The sequence below is a fragment of the Mesorhizobium sp. LNHC232B00 genome, from assembly GCF_000502435.1.
Taxonomy (GTDB): Bacteria; Pseudomonadota; Alphaproteobacteria; order Rhizobiales; family Rhizobiaceae; genus Mesorhizobium; species Mesorhizobium opportunistum.
In genome coordinates, this window is record NZ_AYWP01000005.1 from 136,758 (window position 1) to 153,106 (window position 16,349).

The window sequence follows — 16,349 nt, forward strand, 5'->3', positions numbered from 1 at the left end:
TCAATCGACATGGACAAAATTGGCGTTTGATCACCAGGGTCCTTCGGGGATACCCAGAAGGCAAGAGCGACCAAGTCGCCATCAGAAAACGATTATTTGGGGCCTCCGGCACCATTCCACCAGTGGCAGAGACCGGCCTGATCGGTTTCCACCGCTGGCAGGCGAAGCTTTGCGCAAAGGGGCGCGGAGGCCGGGCCAAAATGGGAGAATGACTGCTTATGCCTCAATCGCCAGTGCCGGTCTTTGAAGCGGCCGACGAGATTTCGGCTGAAGCCGCTGTCGTCGTGATCCTGCAAACGGCCAAGACAGGCTTTGGTCCACGGGCAGCGGCGCTGGATGTCGAGTTAAGCGGGATTTTGTCCCGTGCCTGCTCCGACCCGGACGCTTTGGCCGAGTCTGGCACCTGCATCGATGTGATCGCTCCCCAGACTGTATCGGCCCGGCGCGTCATCGTTCTCGCTTTGGGCAAGGCTGAGGCTTTAACCGCGCTGTCACTGGCGCGTGCCGGCGGTTTGCTGGCCGCGCATCTCGAAGGCAAGAGCGAGTGCGCGGCTACCTTGCTCCTGGACCCGATCGCCGGTGTCGACCTGCCGGGCACGGACATCCTGGCGCGCGTGGCGCTCGGCATGCGGCTGCGGCGCTATCGCTTCGACATGCGCAACCAACGCCAGGGTGCCGGCGCGGATAGAACCCTGCGTGTGCAATTGGTCGGCGCAAGTGGCGCCGAGCTAGCCCCGGCGCTGGCACGGATCAACGCCATTGCCGACGGCGTCGAATATGCGCGCACGCTGGTCAATCTGCCGCCGAACCATCTCCATCCCGACAATTTCCACGATCACCTGGAGCCGCTGCGCGAAGCCGGCATCGACGTCGAGATCCTCGATACGACAAAGCTCGGGGAACTCGGCATGAATGCGATCCTGGCTGTCGGGTCAGGGTCGGTACGGCCGCCGCGCGTTGCTGTCCTGCGCTATCGCGGCAAGGGTGCTCCTGCGCAGCCCATGGCTTTCGTCGGCAAGGGCGTATGCTTCGACTCCGGCGGGCTCTGCATCAAGCGCGGCGAGCAGATGTTCGACATGAAGGCCGATATGGGTGGCGCGGCCGCCGTTGTCGGCCTGCTGATAGCGCTGGCCCGGCAAGGCAGCCCTGTGCATGCTGTCGGCATTCTGGGCATTGCCGAGAACATGCCGTCCGGCACCGCGCTGAAGCCGCGCGACATCATCACGACGGCTTCAGGACAGACCGTGGAAGTGTTCGACACGGATGCGGAAGGGCGCCTGATCCTGGCCGACTGCCTTTACTATGCGGCTTCGCGCTTCAACCCCTCGGTGATCGTCGATCTGGCGACGCTGACCTATTCGGTGATGCGCGGCCTCGGATCGATATTCGCCGGTCTGTTCAGCACCGACAATGCCATCGCGACGCAGATGATCGCGGCCGGAGAATCGGTCGGCGAGCGCTTCTGGCGGTTGCCGCTCGACCGGGCCTACGATGAGGGCCTGCAGTCGCCATTCGCCGATCTCCGGCACCACGCCAAGGACATGGAAGATGGCGACGCGCCCTATGCGGCGGCGTTCCTGCGCCACTTCACCGAGGATCGGCCCTGGGTGCATCTCGACATAGCCGGCAAGGAAATGGCCGACAAGGATCAACCGCTCGGCCGGGAAGGCGCCACGGCGTTCGGCGTGCAGATGCTGGAAGAATGGGTCCAGGCCAACCGCAAGGTGAACTAGGCGCCCACGGACAACGACAAGATGCCTTCAAACGTGCAAGGAGCCGGGATGTCGTCTGAGATCAGTAGTAGGGAAGGGCGGGCCGCCTTCGGCAGCTACGAAACCTGGTATCGAATCTCCGGCGAACTGGATGCCGACAAGGCCCCAATCGTGGTCCTGCACGGCGGTCCGGGTGTCGCCCACAATTATGTCGATGCCTACAAGCTTCTTGCCCGAAGAGATCGCGCCGTCATCCACTACGACCAATTGGGTTGCGGCAATTCGACTTTGCTGCCCGAGAAGGGCGCCGACTTCTGGACGCCCCGGCTTTTCATCGACGAGCTTGAAAACCTGGTCGACCATCTCGGCATTCGCGCCGGCTTCCATGTCCTTGGCCAGAGCTGGGGCGGCATGCTGGGCGCCGAATATGCGGTGACGCGGCCGAAGGGTCTGAAGTCGCTGACCATCGCCAACTCGCCGGCTTCCATGAAGCTGTGGGTTGAAGAGGCCAACCGGTTGCGCGCCGACCTGCCTGGGGATGTCCAGGAAACACTGACCCGCCACGAGCAGGCCGGCACGACGGACGATCCGGCCTATCAGGCGGCGACGATGGTTTTCTACGAACGGCATGTCTGCCGCGTGGTGCCTTTTCCGCCCGAGGTAACCGAGACCTTCGCCCAGGTCGAGCGCAATCCGACGGTCTATCATGTGATGAACGGGCCCAACGAGTTCCATGTCATCGGAACGCTGAAGAACTGGAGCATCATCGATCGCCTGCCAGCCGTCGATGTTCCGACGCTGATCATCTCCGGACGCCATGACGAGGCCACGCCCGCGACCGTGCAGCCCTACAAGGACGGCATCAAGGGATCGCGCTGGGAGATATTCGAGCATTCCAGCCATATGCCGCATGTCGAAGAGCAGGACCTGTGCATGCGGGTGGTGGGAGACTTCCTGGACGACAACGACAACAGAGAAAAGGGGAACTAAGCATGAAGAAACTGCTTCTGGCGGCGTCAGCCGTGGCATTGCTGGCCGGCACCTGGCTGGCCCCGGCGCAGGCCGAATATCTCAAAGAGCACCGAGGCGGCACCATTCGCCTTCTAGCCCGCTCAGCGGCGGGAACGCTCGATCCGCACATCAACTACACCGACCAGGGCTGGCAGATGTACCAGCCGATCTATGACGGACTGGTCGCTTTCCGCAAAGCCGAGGGCATGGACGGCTTCACCATCGTGCCTGACCTCGCCGAGGCGCTGCCGCAGGTCAGCAATGACGGCAAGACCTTCACCTTCAAGCTGCGCAAGGGCATCAAGTTCTCCGACGGCCATGATCTCAGCGTCAAGGACGTCGTCGCCTCCTTCCAGCGCATCTTCAAGGTTTCCGGGCCGACCTCCGGTACTTTCTATGCCGGCATCGTCGGCGCCGACAAATGCCTGGCCGACACCAAGAGCTGCACGCTGGAAGGCGGCGTTGTCGGGGATGAGGCCGCCGGCACAGTCACCCTCAACCTCACCAAGCCTGACGCCGAGATCCTCTACAAGCTCGCCTTGCCGCACGCCGTGGTGCTGCCGGCGGACACCCCCGCAGAAGACATGGGCTCCAAGCCGATTCCCAGCACCGGCGCTTACATGATCTCCGCCTTCGACCCCAACAAGGGCATGACGGTGTCGCGCAACCCCAATTTCAAGCAGTGGAGCGAGGACGCGCAGCCGGACGGCTATCCGGATGTCGTCCAATATGATTTCGGCCTGTCCGAGGAAGCGGCCGTCTCGGCGATCCAGAACGGCGAAGCGGACTGGATGTTCGATGCGCTGCCGAGCGATCGTCTGGGCGAACTTGGCAGCAAGTCCATGGACCAGCTTCACATCTCGCCGCTTTCAGCGTGGTGGTATGCGCCGCTGAACAACCGTCTCGCTCCGTTCGACAACGAAAAGGCGCGCCAAGCCGTTGCCTATGCGATCGACCGCAACACGCTGGTCAAGCTGTTCGGCGGCAAGGTGCTGGCCTCGCCGGTCTGCCAGGTCCTGCCGCCGGACTTCCCCGGCCATGAAGATTACTGCCCCTTCACCAAGAACCCTGGCGCCAAATGGTCGGCGCCCGATCTCGACAAGGCAAAGCAGCTCGTCGAGGAATCCGGCACCAAGGGCCAGAAGGTGACCATCATCGCCGAGGACACTGCCATTTCACGCTCCATCGGCGTCTATCTGCAGAGCGTGCTGACCAGCATCGGCTATGTCGCCGACGTCAAGCCGATCTCGTCCAATATCCAGTTCACCTACATCCAGAACACCAACAACAAAGTGCAGATGTCCATCACCCAGTGGTACAAGGACTATCCTGCGGCTTCCGACTTCCTCAACATCCTGTTCTCCTGCGCTTCCTTCCGTGAAGGGTCGGACGCTTCGATCAACATCGCCGGCTTCTGCGACAAGGATATCGACGCCAAGATGCAGAAGGCGCTCGATCTCGGCGTGACCGACCAGAAAGCCGCAGACAAGATGTGGGCCGAGATCGACAGGCAGGTCACGGACAAGGCGCCGGCGGTGGGCCTGTTCACGCCGAAGCGGCTTGACTTCGTCAGCAAGCGCGTGGGCAATTTCAAGTTCAACCGGCAGTTCAACTGGATGATCACCCAATCCTGGGTGCAGTGATGGCCTGGGTGCAGTAACGAACCGCGGAGGGGCGCGTCCGTGTCGAACCAAGTCGCTGCCATGCCGCGCAAAACGCGAGGGCCCTGGGCCGTCGCGTTTGCGAAGTTGGCAAGGAACAGGGCTGCCATGGCGTCCTTGGCCGTGTTCCTTCTCATTGTCCTGGCTTGCGTCAGTGCGCCTCTCTATGCGCACTGGGCGCAAGTCGACCCTTTCGCCTCGACGCTCGACGCCGTCATCCAGATCGACGGCGCCGACGTCGCGGTGATGGAGCCGTCGACGGAGGGGCTCGGGCTTGGCTACACGCCGCTCGGCCCGACCTGGCGGCTCGGCAACTACTTCCTCGGCGCCGACAGCCAGGGACGCGACGTCATGGCAAGAATGCTCTATGGCGGACTGATCTCGTTGCTGATTTCCGGCGCCGCGACCATCTTCACCTTGATCCTCGGCACGTCGGCGGGACTGATCGCCGGCTATTTCGGCGGCATCACCGATACGGTGCTGTCGCGCTTGCTGGATGTGCTGTGGGCCTTTCCGATCTATCTTCTGGCGATTTCGCTTTCCATCGTCACCATCGCGCAGGGTATTTCGATCGGGCCGATCGAGATCGAGTCCGGCAGCCTGTGGCTGCCGGTCATCATCATCGGCATCGTCTACGTGCCTTATGTGGCGCGTCCGATACGCGGGCAGGTCCTGTCGCTGCGCCACAGCGAATTCGTGCACGCCGCGGTCAATCTGGGCGTGCCGGGATGGCGCATCCTGTGGCGCGATATCCTGCCCAACATCACCACCACGCTCATCGTCTTCGTGCCGCTGATGATGGCGCTGAACATGCTGACGGAATCGGCGCTCTCCTTCCTGTCGATCGGCGTGCAGCCGCCGGCGGCGAGCTGGGGCACCATCATCCAGGACGGACAGGCATTGCTCTATACGCGGCCACTGGTGGCGCTGGCGCCGGGCCTGGCGATCGCCGTGTCCGTCATGGCGCTCAACGTCTTCGGTGACGGCCTGCGCGACGCGCTCGACCCACGCTCCAAGGTTCGGCTGGGGCGCGACTGATGATCTACGCGATCCTGCGCCGCTTCGGTCAGATGCTGTTCGTGATGTTCGGCATCTCGGTCATCGTCTTCCTGATCTTCTTCGCGACGCCGGGCGCCGATCCGGCGGCGCGCATCGCCGGCCGCAACGCGTCGCCCGAAGTGCTGGAGGCGGTGCGCCACAGCTTCGGCTTCGACCGGCCGCTCTACGTCCAGTACGTGACGATGATGGAGAAGATCTTCGTCACCGGCGATCTGACCTCCTTCGTCAACCGCGGCTGGAAGGTGGTGCCGGCCGTGCTGGATTCGATCCCGGTCACGCTGTCGCTGGTGTTCGGCGCGGCGATCTTGTGGGTGGTGGTGTCCATCATCATCGGCATCATCGCCGCGGCCACGCGCGACAGCTGGCTGGACAAGGTTCTGATGGCGGTTGGACTGCTCGGCATTTCCATGCCGGTCTATTGGCTGGGCGAGGTGATGAACCTGATCACCCAGAGCCGTTACCACGACAGTTGGCTGTTCTCCTGGGTACCGCCGCTCGGCTACAAGAATTTCTCGGACGATCCCAAGGGCTGGTTCCTGACGCTGGTCATTCCGTGGATCACGCTGGCCATTCTCTACATCGGCATCTATGGGCGCGTGCTGCGCGCGGCGATCATCGAATCCCTGCAGGAAGACTATATCCGCACGGCCCGCGCCAAGGGCCTGTCGGAAACCCGCATCCTGCTGCGCCACGCGCTGCGCACGTCGCTCATCGCATTCGTCACGCTGTTCGGTCTCGATTTCGGCGCGCTGGTGGGTGGCTCCGCCTTACTGACGGAGGTGGTGTTCGGGCTGCACGGCATCGGCAAGCTCACCTATGACGCGCTGCAGAATCTCGATCTGCCGATGATCATGGCAACGGTGATGTATGCTTCCATGTTCGTGGTCATCGCCAATGCGGTGGTCGATTTCGTCTACATCCTCCTCGATCCCCGCCTGAGGACGTCATGATACTGTCGGTGCGTGACCTCAGAGTATCCTTCCGGACCGATGACGGCCTGGTACGGGCCATCGACGGCGTTTCCTTCGATCTTGGGGAAAGCGAGATTCTCGGCGTCGTCGGCGAATCCGGTTCCGGCAAGACCGTATCGCTGCTGGCCGTGATGGGCCTCATCACCGACCCCAATGCCGTCATCGAGGGCTCGATCCGTTACAAGGGCCGCGAGTTGGTGGGACTGCCGGCGCGTGAACTCCGGCGCCTGCGCGGCAACGAGATCGCGATGATCTTCCAGGACCCGATGACGGCACTGACGCCGGTCTACACGATCGGCTGGCAGATCGCCGAGCAGATCCGCGCACATCGAAATATCAGCAAATCCAAAGCAATGGAGCGCGTCGAGGAACTGCTGGCCGAGGTGAACTTTCCCAACCCGCACGAGGCGATGTCGCGCTACCCGCACCAGCTTTCCGGCGGCATGCGCCAGCGGGCGGTGATCGCAATGGCGCTGTCGTGCAATCCGGCCCTGCTGGTGGCGGACGAGCCGACCACCGCGCTCGACGTGACGGTGCAGGCCGGCATTCTCGATCTCGTGCGCAAGCTGCGCGCAACGCACAAGTCGGCGGTCGTCTTCATCACCCATGACATGGGCGTGGTCTCCGAACTCGCCGACCGCGTCATGGTCATGTATGCGGGCCGCGTGGTGGAACGCGGCAGCCGCATGGAACTGTTTTCCGACCCGCGACATCCCTATACGCGTGCGCTGCTCGGTTCGATCCCGCCGCTGACCGGTGAAAAACCGCGCCGCCTGCCGGCCATTCCCGGCTCGCCGCCGTCGCTGCTGCGCTTGCCGCAGGGCTGCGCTTTCGGTCCGCGTTGCCCGGTCCACTACGAACCCTGCGTGACCGGCAAGCCCGACCTCGGGGCTGGAGCCCACGCCGCCGCATGCTTCCGGGCGGTGCAGGCATGAGCGGATCGATGATCGACAAAGAATCGATGGCCGACAAGGAACCGATGACCGACAGGGATCAGCCAATCCTCGAGACGCGTTCGCTGGGAAAGCGCTTCTCGATCGGCACCCGGTTTTCGGCGGAAGGCAGGCGAACCGTCCATGCGGTCGACAATGTTTCGCTGACGGTTCGGCGCGGCGAGACTGTCGGGCTGGTCGGCGAATCCGGATGCGGAAAGTCCACGCTGGCGCGCTGCCTGGTAAGGCTCTACGACATCACGGACGGCACGCTTCTGTTCGAAGGTGACGACATCACCTCGAAGTCGCTCTCCGAACTCAGGCCGCTGCGGCGGCGCCTGCAAATGGTCTTCCAGGACCCGTCGGCCTCGCTCAATCCGCGCCGTCGTGTCGGCGACCTGGTGGCCGAGCCGCTGCGCATCCACGGCAAGCTTTCGTCTCGCGAGATCACCGCGCGTGTTGCCGAACTGTTCGACCTCGTCGGGCTGTTGCCGGATCACGTCATGCGGTTCCCGCACGAATTTTCCGGCGGGCAGCGCCAGCGTGTCGGCATTGCACGGGCGATTGCCCTCAACCCCGATCTGGTCGTGCTGGACGAACCCGTCTCCGCGCTCGACGTGTCGGTGCAGGCGCAGATCGTCAACCTGCTTGCCGACCTGCAGGAAAAGCTCAACCTCACCTATATCTTCATCGCCCATGACCTGTCGGTGGTGCGCCAGGTGTCGACCCGCATCGCGGTCATGTATCTCGGCTCGATCGTCGAGGAAGGTCCGGCGGAAGAGGTGTTCGCAACGCCTGCCCATCCCTACAGCCAGGCGCTGATCTCGGCGGTTCCCGTCGTGGAGACGACGCCCAGCGGGACGCGCAAGCGCATCATCCTGACCGGCGACGTGCCGAGCCCGCTCAAGCCGCCATCCGGGTGCCGTTTCCACCCACGATGCCCGATCGCGGCGGAGCGCTGCCGCACCGAGCGGCCGGAGTTGAGGGAATATCGACCGGGCCGCAAGGTGGCCTGCCACTTTCCGACGGTATAGCCCGCAGCCCATCGGCGCACGATGGCCGACAGATTTCCGAAAATTCCATCTTCTGCGTGGAACCAACCGCCAAGCCGCGCGTTTCAATCGGTTCGATCGCACGCATTGCGATCGACCGGGAGGAACCAATGGACTACCTGCATTTCTTTTCGCCCGTGCGGATTTCGCGCGGGCAGGGGCATCCTGTAGAAGAAGTGGATAATGTCGCCGAGGCGATGGTTTTCTTGCGCAAATGGCCGACGGGCCGGCGCGGGCCTGTGTATCAGTGCGCGTTGAATTGCTGCGCGGCCGCGTTGTCGGGCCAGATGTCAGCCGAAGAAGCAAGGAAGGCGTTCACCGGCTTTGCCCGGATCACGCGGCTTCTGGACGATGACATGGCGTTGCCCGTAGCCGGCGAAAACAGGGCGGACATATACGCGCTGCGGCGTTAGGAGCCATGGCTTCACAGGCGTAGCCTTCGCGTCGTGATAGCGCGCGGGGATGCGTTGGCGCGCGGCGGCCATGTTCCCCACGTCGCGGAATAGCGATCTGGAGTTGCCAAGCGCCACGAAGCCCGACACAGATTCATCGGGCGCTGAAGGCGGCCCGGCTGAGCGTGCCATCTTCCCAGGCGGTCGGATCGGAGGGCCGACGGTTCTAAGACGTCGAGAGCGCCATTTCGCGCTCTTGCCAATTTATAGAAGCCAATCACCACGCTTTCGAAATAAAAACGTTTGGAAATACTTATACGATTTCTACGCGGAGCATCTTTAAACCTGTTGTCGCGATCCCTACGTCATTTGCTGTAATGTCTGTCAAGGCAACACCGATGTGACATAGCTCACGACCACGCGCTTCCCCTCACTGGGGACTCGGGATGCGCGGTTATTTTCTCATCCAAAGAGCAGCCCAAACATTCGACGCCCTTAGTGCGCCGAGCATGTCGCTGCGCAATCTCCCCGCTTCATCAATCAACACCAACCGGGTGGCCGGCGGGTGAACGAACCCGCGCGCCCATAGGAGACAGCAGATGGAAGCCCTACAATATGTCGGCCCGATGGAATGGATGGCGATCGAGATAGCCGTGCTGGCCATCGTGCTGGCAATCCTGTTCTGGTGCAGCGGCGTGGTCCGCTACATCTCAAACGACAGGCTCGGCATCTTGGAAAAACTATGGAGTTTCCGGGGCTCCGTAAGTAATGGCTTCATCGCGCTCAACCGTGAGGCCGGCTACCAGCCGGAGGTCGTGCGCGGTGGCCTGCATTTCTTCATGCCGTTCCAATATTCGATGCATCGCGCCAACCTTGTCACCATTCCGCAGGGTCAGATCGGCTATGTCTTTGCCCGTGATGGCAAGCCGCTGCCTCCGACGCAGACACTTGCTTCCAATACCGAAGCCGATGATTTCCAGGATGTGCGCGGCTTTCTCGAAAAAGGCGGACAGAAAGGACCGCAACGCAAGATCTTGCGTGAAGGCACCTATGCTATCAATCTCGCACAATTCATCGTGCTGACCGCCCAGTCGATCTATTCTGTTAATCTGAGTTCGTCGGAACAAAACCTTTTTACCAATATGTCCAGCATGATCTCGGAGCGGGGCGGCTTTGAGCCAGTCGTCATCCACAATGCCGAGGACATGATCGGCATCGTCACCATCCATGACGGTCCGGCCCTACCGGACGGCGAGATCATCGCACCGACCGTTGCCAATGATCCGAACGACCCGAACTTCCACAACAATTTTCAGGACCCTGAGAAGTTTCTCAATGCCGGTGGCTACCGTGGCCGGCAGTTGCAGGTGCTGGCCGACGGCAGCTACTTCCTCAATCGCATTTTCGCGACCGTCGAACTGGTCGAGAAGACGATCATTGATGTTGGCACGGTTGGTGTCGTCGTCTCCTATAACGGCCGCCATGGCACGGATATTTCAGGGCAGGCATACCGTCACGGCGAGCTGGTCGAAATCGGCTCACGCGGTGTCTGGTCAACGCCGCTACTGCCAGGCAAATATGCGTTCAATACCTATGCCGGCAATATCATCATCGTGCCGACCACCAACTTCGTGCTCAAATGGACGAAGGAGCAGTTTGGCGAACACAGGCTGGACGAGAACCTGTCCGAAGTGTCATTGATCACCAAGGATGCGTTCGAGCCTGTGCTGCCGCTCTCCGTCGTCGTGCATATCGACTATATGAAGGCGCCACTGGTGGTGCAGCGTTTCGGTGATATCAAGCGGCTGGTCGAACAAACGCTCGATCCGATGGTTTCTGCTTACTTCAAGAATATCGCCCAGACAAAGACGCTGATCCAGCTTTTGCAGGAGCGTAGCGATATCCAGCGCAAATCGGGCGAGGAGATGCGCGAAAAATTCAATTCCTACAGTCTCGAGCTGCAAGAAGTGTTGATTGGTACGCCCCGTGCCGCCAATGGCCAGAACAGCATAGAGCAGATACTGATCCAGCTCCGCGAGCGCCAGATCGCGGTCGAAAAGGTCGAGACTTATAAATTGCAGGAGGCGGCGGCCATCCAGGAACGCACGTTGCGCGAGAAGGAGGCGCTCGCCGAACAGCAAGCCAAGATCACGACGTCGGCACTTACCATCGAGATCAGTGAGAACGAGGGCAAGGCGCAACTCGCCCGCACCCGCCAGCAGGCGGAAACCATTCAGGTCACCGCCAAGGCAGAGGCCGAGAAGGTGCGCCTCGGCGGCCAAGGCGAGGCCGACATGATCAAGGCCATCGCGCTTGCAGATGCCGAACGCATCAAGGCGACCGGTTTCGCGGACGCCGAGAGGGTGCGTGCCATCGGTCTGGCGGAGGCCGAGGCCACCGAGAAGAAGGTCGCAGCCTTCGGCGGCCCGGACTATCAGCTCAACTCGCAGGTTCTCATGCGCTTCGCCGAGGCGATCGAGAATGGCAGGATCCCGCTGGTGCCGCAGATCCAGATGGGCGCTACCGGTGGCGATAAGGGGTCTGCCAATGGCCTTGTGGAGATGATGCTTTCGATGCTCGTCGCCGACCGGGTCGGACCGCAAAACCTACCGGATGAGATCCCGGCACCCGTTGAGGAGGAATGATTGAGGATGGGCCGGTTGTTCCGGCCCATTTTGCGCTCTGCCGAAACATGCGGCGGCGAGGCGCAGGAATCCACTCATGCCGGCCGATCCGTCCAACCACACCAGGGTGGCCCGAATCTTTGCCAACACAAGGCCAAGCCTCTTAGGCGATACGCGCGAGATCAACAGGCTCGACGATCGAGGGCCGCGATATTGCATTTCCAAGATGTCTTTGGAGCACATCGAAGGCTGCGGCCTTGGAGCGGCAAGGGGACTTGCCTACATCGCACATGTCGTCGATATGAAGGTCCATGAGTTGGCCAAAAGTTTTCAAATGCTGAACAATCAAGAGCTTGCCATTGCCCCGATGATGGATGGGGCGGATAGGTAAGTAATATCAAATAGTTGCGGGATACCGTGTGCAAAAATCGCACACGAAAGTTCTGCTTCTCTTCCTTTTTCGTTCCCACGACAGAGCCGCTGACAGTCCGATTCGGACCCTCTTTCGCCGCCGAGAATTGCCGCTTCATTGCGGACGTTCGCGACGATATCCATTGGCCGCAACATCCGATCTGGCCTCCAATTCCCCCGGGTTCTTGGAAGCATTTCAAAATTTTCTGCCTTGCGCCTCAGCCCTTGGCGGTCACGTCGAGGCCTGCGAGGACTGCGGCCAATGGCGGATCGCCTACAACAGCTGCCGCAACCGGCACTGTCCCAAGTGCCAGGGCGCGGCCGCGCGGACATGGCTCGCCGAGCGCGAAGCCGACCTGCTGCCGGTCGGCTGCTTCCATGTCGTGTTCACGCTGCCGGCCGAAGTCACCGACATCGCCTTCCACAACAAGGCGATGGTCTACGACCTGCTGTTCCGCGCGGCGTCGGAGACGATGGTGACGATCGCGGCTGATCCCAAGCATCTCGGCGCGCGCATCGGCATCACCGCCGTGCTCCACACATGGGGCTCGGCAATGACGCACCATCCGCACGTGCACATGATCGTGCCGGGCGGTGGCATCGCGCTCGACGGGACCCGCTGGGTCTCCTCGCGCCCGGCCTTGCTCCTTCCGGTACGCGTGCTCGGCAAGCTGTTCCGCCGCCTGTTCCTCGCCCGGCTGATCGCACTGCACGATGCCGGACGGCTCGCTTTCTTCGGATCGATGGCGCACCTCGCCGAGCGACGGGCCTTCCTACGCCACCTGGCCCCCTTCAAGAAGAAGCGCTGGGTGGTCTATGCCAAGCCGCCCTTCGCCGGTCCCGAGGCGATGCCGCCCTGACAGCACCGCGCGCGGACGTTCACGACAGACGCCGCCACACCTCGAAACACAAATCCCCATAGCTCACCGCCTACTGATCGCGGGTTCCTGCATGAGAGGCTTTCGTACGCCTGACGGCACCCGAAACCCTTCAGCAAGTAGGTCATTCGCTCCCATCTTGGTGCCTCCTAAAAGCAGACGGTTGATTCGTTGGCCGACTCTTGCGGATCGGCGAAATTGTCTGCCCGCAAGCCAGGTATGTTCCGGAAACCAGCAAGACCATCAGCGTCGTGTCAAGAATATCGTGGCCGACAAGGATGCCTGTCAGGCCACCACCAATGTATATTATGACGGTGACCACAATCATGGTGGCGCCGAAGCGCTCCAACGGATCGGGATTGATACGCAGGACCCTTGTCGCATTCCATACCGCCACGGCGAAGATTGCAGCCAGTGTTAGCGCACCTGCGAGCCCGGCCTGCACCAACGCCGTCAGAAAGCCATTGTGAAAGTGGTTGAAGCCTTCGTTCGCCCCAAAGTGCTGTTTGAATCCCTGCCTTGAAAGCACCCGGCTGGCGGCCATTCCATGACCAAAAACAGGCGCTTGGCGAAAGGCGTCGAGCCCGATGTCCCACAACCCAACCCTCAACCCGAGCGGGGTGGTATAGTCGCCTTTGGTGGCGAGGGCATTCCAGTTATCGTACAGGACATGTGTGCGATCGACGATGATTGGAGACATAATTGCCGCGATGAGCAGCGTCGAGGCGCCGGCAATCACGAGCAACTGTCTCATATCTGATCGGCAGACCCTTTGGCGATTGATCACAAGGACGGCTACAACCGCGATGAGCAAGGCCACCCAAATCATTCGCGAGCCCGAGTAGATGGTCGCCACGATGCCGGCGAGCGCTGCGGCGGTGAGCGGCTTCCAGGCTTTCTCAAGGCCTGACAGGACGCCCGCAAGGCACATCATCACGGCAAGGCAGGTGACCGTCGCAAACACGATCGGATTTCCGGCTCCTCCTTCTACCCTCGGCATTCCGAACCAGTGATATTGGACGATTGCCAACACCAGCGCTCCGACGCATGCCGCCGCGCTGGCGCGCACAGCGATGCGCGCCAAGATCGCCTTGTCGGTAATGCTCCAGGTCGAATACGAGACCGGAAACAACAACAAGGTGACCAGAGGCAGGAAATGTGTGACGTCGGCGCGCAGCGTGCCGTTGACGGTCGACGCCAGCACCTGCGCCGCACAATAGGCATAGATCGCGATGGTCATGGCAAGCATTGGCCGGTCGATGTTCAAGCGGCGGCGCCCGGAAAAGAGCAGCACCAGCGACCAGAACGCGCCGCCATGAAAGACAAAGGCCACTACGGATCCGAGCACCGGTGGCGAAAAGAAGCAGGCGATCGAGAAGTAGCGGTTGACCTGTGCCGCCGTGAGCGGGCGCCGGAGCCGGAGCGATGTAAACAGGTTCAATGCCTTTGCTTCGCGATCATCGAGGTCGCGCGAGAATCTTCCGAACGATCCTCGCTTACCTCGCCCCACTGCCCCACCTTCGTATAGCTGCTCGCTTTGGGGTTCGGTAGTGTGGAACTGTCGCTTCTTTTACCCGGTTGCGTGAGCGGATGCGGCAAAACCAAACCGGCCCGGCCGCGACGCTTGCTCAGGCCGCCACCGCCGCCGAAGCGCCCTGGGTTACCTCCCGCCAGGACTGGAACATTAGCACGTCCCAAAGCAGGTACTGGTTGTTGCGGTGTCCGGAGAGGTGTTCGGACCAGGCGCGCCGGATCGCTTCGGGCCGGAAGAACCCGTCTTCGCGCAACCGGCGCTCGTCGAGCAACGCCTCGGCCCATTCGCGCAGCGCGCCGCGCAGCCAGGCGTCGATAGGCACGCCAAAGCCCATCTTGGGACGTTCGACAAGGGCTTTGGGAACATGCCGGTAAAGCAGCTGCCTGAGCGGCCACTTCGTCTGGCCGCCGGCGCGCAGAATGGAAAGCGGCAGCGACAGTGCGAAGCTTATGAGGCGGTGGTCGAGCAGCGGCACGCGGGCCTCGAGGCTGACGGCCATGGCGGCGCGGTCGACTTTCACCAGGATGTCATCCGGCAGATAGCTCATGATATCGAGGTACATCATCCGCTCGACATTGCCCGGCAAGTCCGGAAGCGCTTCCAGACCCGTCAGCATGGTCGGCGGCTCGACGGCACCCGGGATGATCTGGGTCGGTTCCCAGTGCGAGCAGAGGCGACGGTAGACATCGTCCATGCTTGCCAGCGAAAACACGGACGCGGCCTTATGGATCTTGTCGCCGACGCGTTCGCGGCGCAGGCGTTGCGGCAAGATCGGCATGATGCCGCCCGCGACGTTGTTGTAGAGCTCGGGTGACGGCAGCGTCGCCAGGCTGGCCGACGCGCGGCGCAGGCCGACCGGGATGCGCGACAGCTTGTTCCAGAATGCATCGGCGAGCGCGTAGCGGGTGTAGCCGGAGAACAGCTCGTCGCCGCCGTCGCCCGACAACGCCACGGTAACGCTGCCACGTGCCAGTTTCGAGACGAGGAAAGTCGGGATTTGCGAGGAGTCGGAGAACGGCTCGCAATATATGCCGGGCAGTTGCGGTACGACATCAAGCGCGTCGCGCTGGCTGACATAGAGCTCGGTATGATCGGTGCCGAGGTGGTGCGCCACCTGCTTGGCATGGTCCGCCTCGTTGTAGCCCGCTTCATTGAAGCCGATCGTAAAGGTGCGCACCGGCCGCGCGCTGATCGACTGCATGACCGAAACGACTGCGGAAGAATCGATGCCGCCCGACAGGAAGGCGCCGAGCGGCACGTCGGCGATCATCTGTCCTTCGAGCGCGCGGCGAAGATGACGCTCGACCTCGTCGACCGCCTCTTCGGGGCTGCCCTCGAAAGGGTCGCGCCGACCTTGCTCTGCGACATCGCGGGTACTCCAATAATTCTCGACGTGCGGCTCATGCATAGGACCGGAAAGGACGAGAAAATGGCCGGGCCTCAACTTTCGGATGCCTTGGTAAATGCTGTAGGGCGCGGGGATGTAGTTGTGGCGCATCATCAGCGCCAGCGCATTGCGGTCTATCTCCGGGCACCAGTCCGGCAGCGGCTGAAAGGCCTTGAGTTCCGAGGCAAACGCGAAGGCCTTGCCGACCCGGCCGTAATAGAGCGGCTTCTCCCCCAGGCGATCGCGCCCGAGAACCAGCGTTCTCTCGCGCCGGTCCCAAACGCCAAACGCAAACATGCCGACTGCCAATTCAAGCGCTTTGTTGGTTCCAAGCTCTTCGATAGCGGCCAGGAAGACCTCAGTGTCCGAATGCCCGCGCCAGGCATGGACGCCAAATTGCTGGTCGAGATGCGCCCGCATCTCGCCCTGATTGTAGATCTCCCCGTTGAAGACGATGACGTAGCGGCCACTGTGGGAGATCATCGGCTGCGCGCCAGCCGACGATAGGTCGATGATAGCCAGCCGGCGCTGGCTTAGGGCGATACCGGCCTCCGCGTCGGTCCAGACGCCGTCGCCGTCCGGTCCGCGATGCCGGATCCTGTCCGCCATGCGACGCACGGTGAGGCTGCCGCTGCTCGTCGCGGCCGCTCCACCCACAATACCGACGATACCGCACATCTGGCGCTTACTGCTCCATATTTGGCTTGCTCAGGTTTCTTCCCCTC

Annotated in this window: 12 protein-coding genes and 1 pseudogene; 11 read left to right on the plus strand and 2 right to left on the minus strand. The window is 62.0% G+C overall.

The features are described from left to right. Positions 1 to 218: 218 nt before the first annotated feature. From X743_RS159640 to X743_RS159590, 11 genes and pseudogenes are all read left to right on the plus strand, one after another. A complete protein-coding gene (locus X743_RS159640) occupies positions 219 to 1,733 on the plus strand; it encodes a leucyl aminopeptidase (protein ID WP_023764952.1) in 1,515 nt (504 codons plus the stop codon). A gap of 48 nt (positions 1,734 to 1,781) precedes the next feature. Beyond that, positions 1,782 to 2,702 carry a proline iminopeptidase-family hydrolase gene (locus X743_RS159635; RefSeq protein WP_023764953.1) on the plus strand — a complete coding sequence of 307 codons (921 nt, stop codon included), beginning with the start codon at positions 1,782 to 1,784 and terminating at the stop codon, positions 2,700 to 2,702. A gap of 2 nt (positions 2,703 to 2,704) precedes the next feature. Further along, positions 2,705 to 4,366 (plus strand): ABC transporter substrate-binding protein, encoded by a 1,662-nt coding sequence (locus X743_RS159630; protein ID WP_023764954.1) that lies wholly within the window; start codon positions 2,705 to 2,707, stop codon positions 4,364 to 4,366. Between the two features lie 39 nt (positions 4,367 to 4,405). Then, a complete protein-coding gene (locus tag X743_RS159625; RefSeq protein ID WP_023764955.1) occupies positions 4,406 to 5,422 on the plus strand; it encodes an ABC transporter permease in 1,017 nt (338 codons plus the stop codon). Next, complete coding sequence (locus X743_RS159620; protein ID WP_023764956.1) at positions 5,422 to 6,393, plus strand: ABC transporter permease; 972 nt, start codon at positions 5,422 to 5,424, stop codon at positions 6,391 to 6,393. The genes X743_RS159625 and X743_RS159620 overlap by 1 nt, the downstream gene beginning before the upstream one ends. Further along, positions 6,390 to 7,349: an ABC transporter ATP-binding protein gene (locus X743_RS159615; RefSeq protein WP_023764957.1), complete on the plus strand. Its 960-nt coding sequence runs from the start codon at positions 6,390 to 6,392 to the stop codon at positions 7,347 to 7,349. Before X743_RS159620 ends, X743_RS159615 begins: the two co-directional genes overlap by 4 nt. A 44-nt stretch (positions 7,350 to 7,393) precedes the next feature. Next, positions 7,394 to 8,380, plus strand: coding sequence for a dipeptide ABC transporter ATP-binding protein (locus X743_RS159610; RefSeq protein WP_023764958.1), 987 nt, complete (start codon positions 7,394 to 7,396; stop codon positions 8,378 to 8,380). Between the two features lie 128 nt (positions 8,381 to 8,508). After that, on the plus strand, positions 8,509 to 8,811 hold the full coding sequence (locus tag X743_RS159605; protein WP_023764959.1) for a DUF982 domain-containing protein: 303 nt from the start codon (positions 8,509 to 8,511) through the stop codon (positions 8,809 to 8,811). Positions 8,812 to 9,389: 578 nt separating this feature from the next. Continuing rightward, the gene (locus X743_RS159600) at positions 9,390 to 11,435 is read left to right on the plus strand and encodes a flotillin family protein (protein WP_023764960.1); all 2,046 of its coding nucleotides are present in this window, start codon (positions 9,390 to 9,392) and stop codon (positions 11,433 to 11,435) included. A 76-nt stretch (positions 11,436 to 11,511) separates the two neighbouring features. Continuing rightward, the gene (locus X743_RS159595) at positions 11,512 to 11,805 is read left to right on the plus strand and encodes a hypothetical protein (protein ID WP_023764961.1); all 294 of its coding nucleotides are present in this window, start codon (positions 11,512 to 11,514) and stop codon (positions 11,803 to 11,805) included. Positions 11,806 to 11,986: 181 nt separating this feature from the next. Then, a pseudogene (locus X743_RS159590) lies at positions 11,987 to 12,676 on the plus strand (transposase); the annotation flags it as partial. 151 nt (positions 12,677 to 12,827) lie between these two features. Here the strand turns inward: X743_RS159590 and X743_RS159585 are convergent. Both X743_RS159585 and asnB read right to left on the minus strand, forming a co-directional pair. Continuing rightward, positions 12,828 to 14,144 carry an O-antigen ligase gene (locus X743_RS159585; RefSeq protein WP_023764963.1) on the minus strand — a complete coding sequence of 439 codons (1,317 nt, stop codon included), beginning with the start codon at positions 14,142 to 14,144 and terminating at the stop codon, positions 12,828 to 12,830. Between the two features lie 187 nt (positions 14,145 to 14,331). Then, positions 14,332 to 16,302 carry an asparagine synthase (glutamine-hydrolyzing) gene (asnB, locus tag X743_RS159580; RefSeq protein WP_023764964.1) on the minus strand — a complete coding sequence of 657 codons (1,971 nt, stop codon included), beginning with the start codon at positions 16,300 to 16,302 and terminating at the stop codon, positions 14,332 to 14,334. Positions 16,303 to 16,349 lie beyond the last annotated feature (47 nt).

Bases quoted from the DNA above. Each gene is read 5' to 3' on its own strand.
- X743_RS159615 (WP_023764957.1), top strand. From the start codon at position 6,390: ATGATACTGTCGGTGCGTGACCTCAGAGTATCCTTCCGGACCGATGAC.
- X743_RS159640 (WP_023764952.1), top strand. From the start codon at position 219: ATGCCTCAATCGCCAGTGCCGGTCTTTGAAGCGGCCGACGAGATTTCG.
- asnB (WP_023764964.1), bottom strand. From the start codon at position 16,302: ATGTGCGGTATCGTCGGTATTGTGGGTGGAGCGGCCGCGACGAGCAGC.
- X743_RS159600 (WP_023764960.1), top strand. From the start codon at position 9,390: ATGGAAGCCCTACAATATGTCGGCCCGATGGAATGGATGGCGATCGAG.
- X743_RS159620 (WP_023764956.1), top strand. From the start codon at position 5,422: ATGATCTACGCGATCCTGCGCCGCTTCGGTCAGATGCTGTTCGTGATG.
- X743_RS159635 (WP_023764953.1), top strand. From the start codon at position 1,782: ATGTCGTCTGAGATCAGTAGTAGGGAAGGGCGGGCCGCCTTCGGCAGC.
- X743_RS159630 (WP_023764954.1), top strand. From the start codon at position 2,705: ATGAAGAAACTGCTTCTGGCGGCGTCAGCCGTGGCATTGCTGGCCGGC.
- X743_RS159595 (WP_023764961.1), top strand. From the start codon at position 11,512: ATGCCGGCCGATCCGTCCAACCACACCAGGGTGGCCCGAATCTTTGCC.
- X743_RS159610 (WP_023764958.1), top strand. From the start codon at position 7,394: ATGACCGACAGGGATCAGCCAATCCTCGAGACGCGTTCGCTGGGAAAG.
- X743_RS159605 (WP_023764959.1), top strand. From the start codon at position 8,509: ATGGACTACCTGCATTTCTTTTCGCCCGTGCGGATTTCGCGCGGGCAG.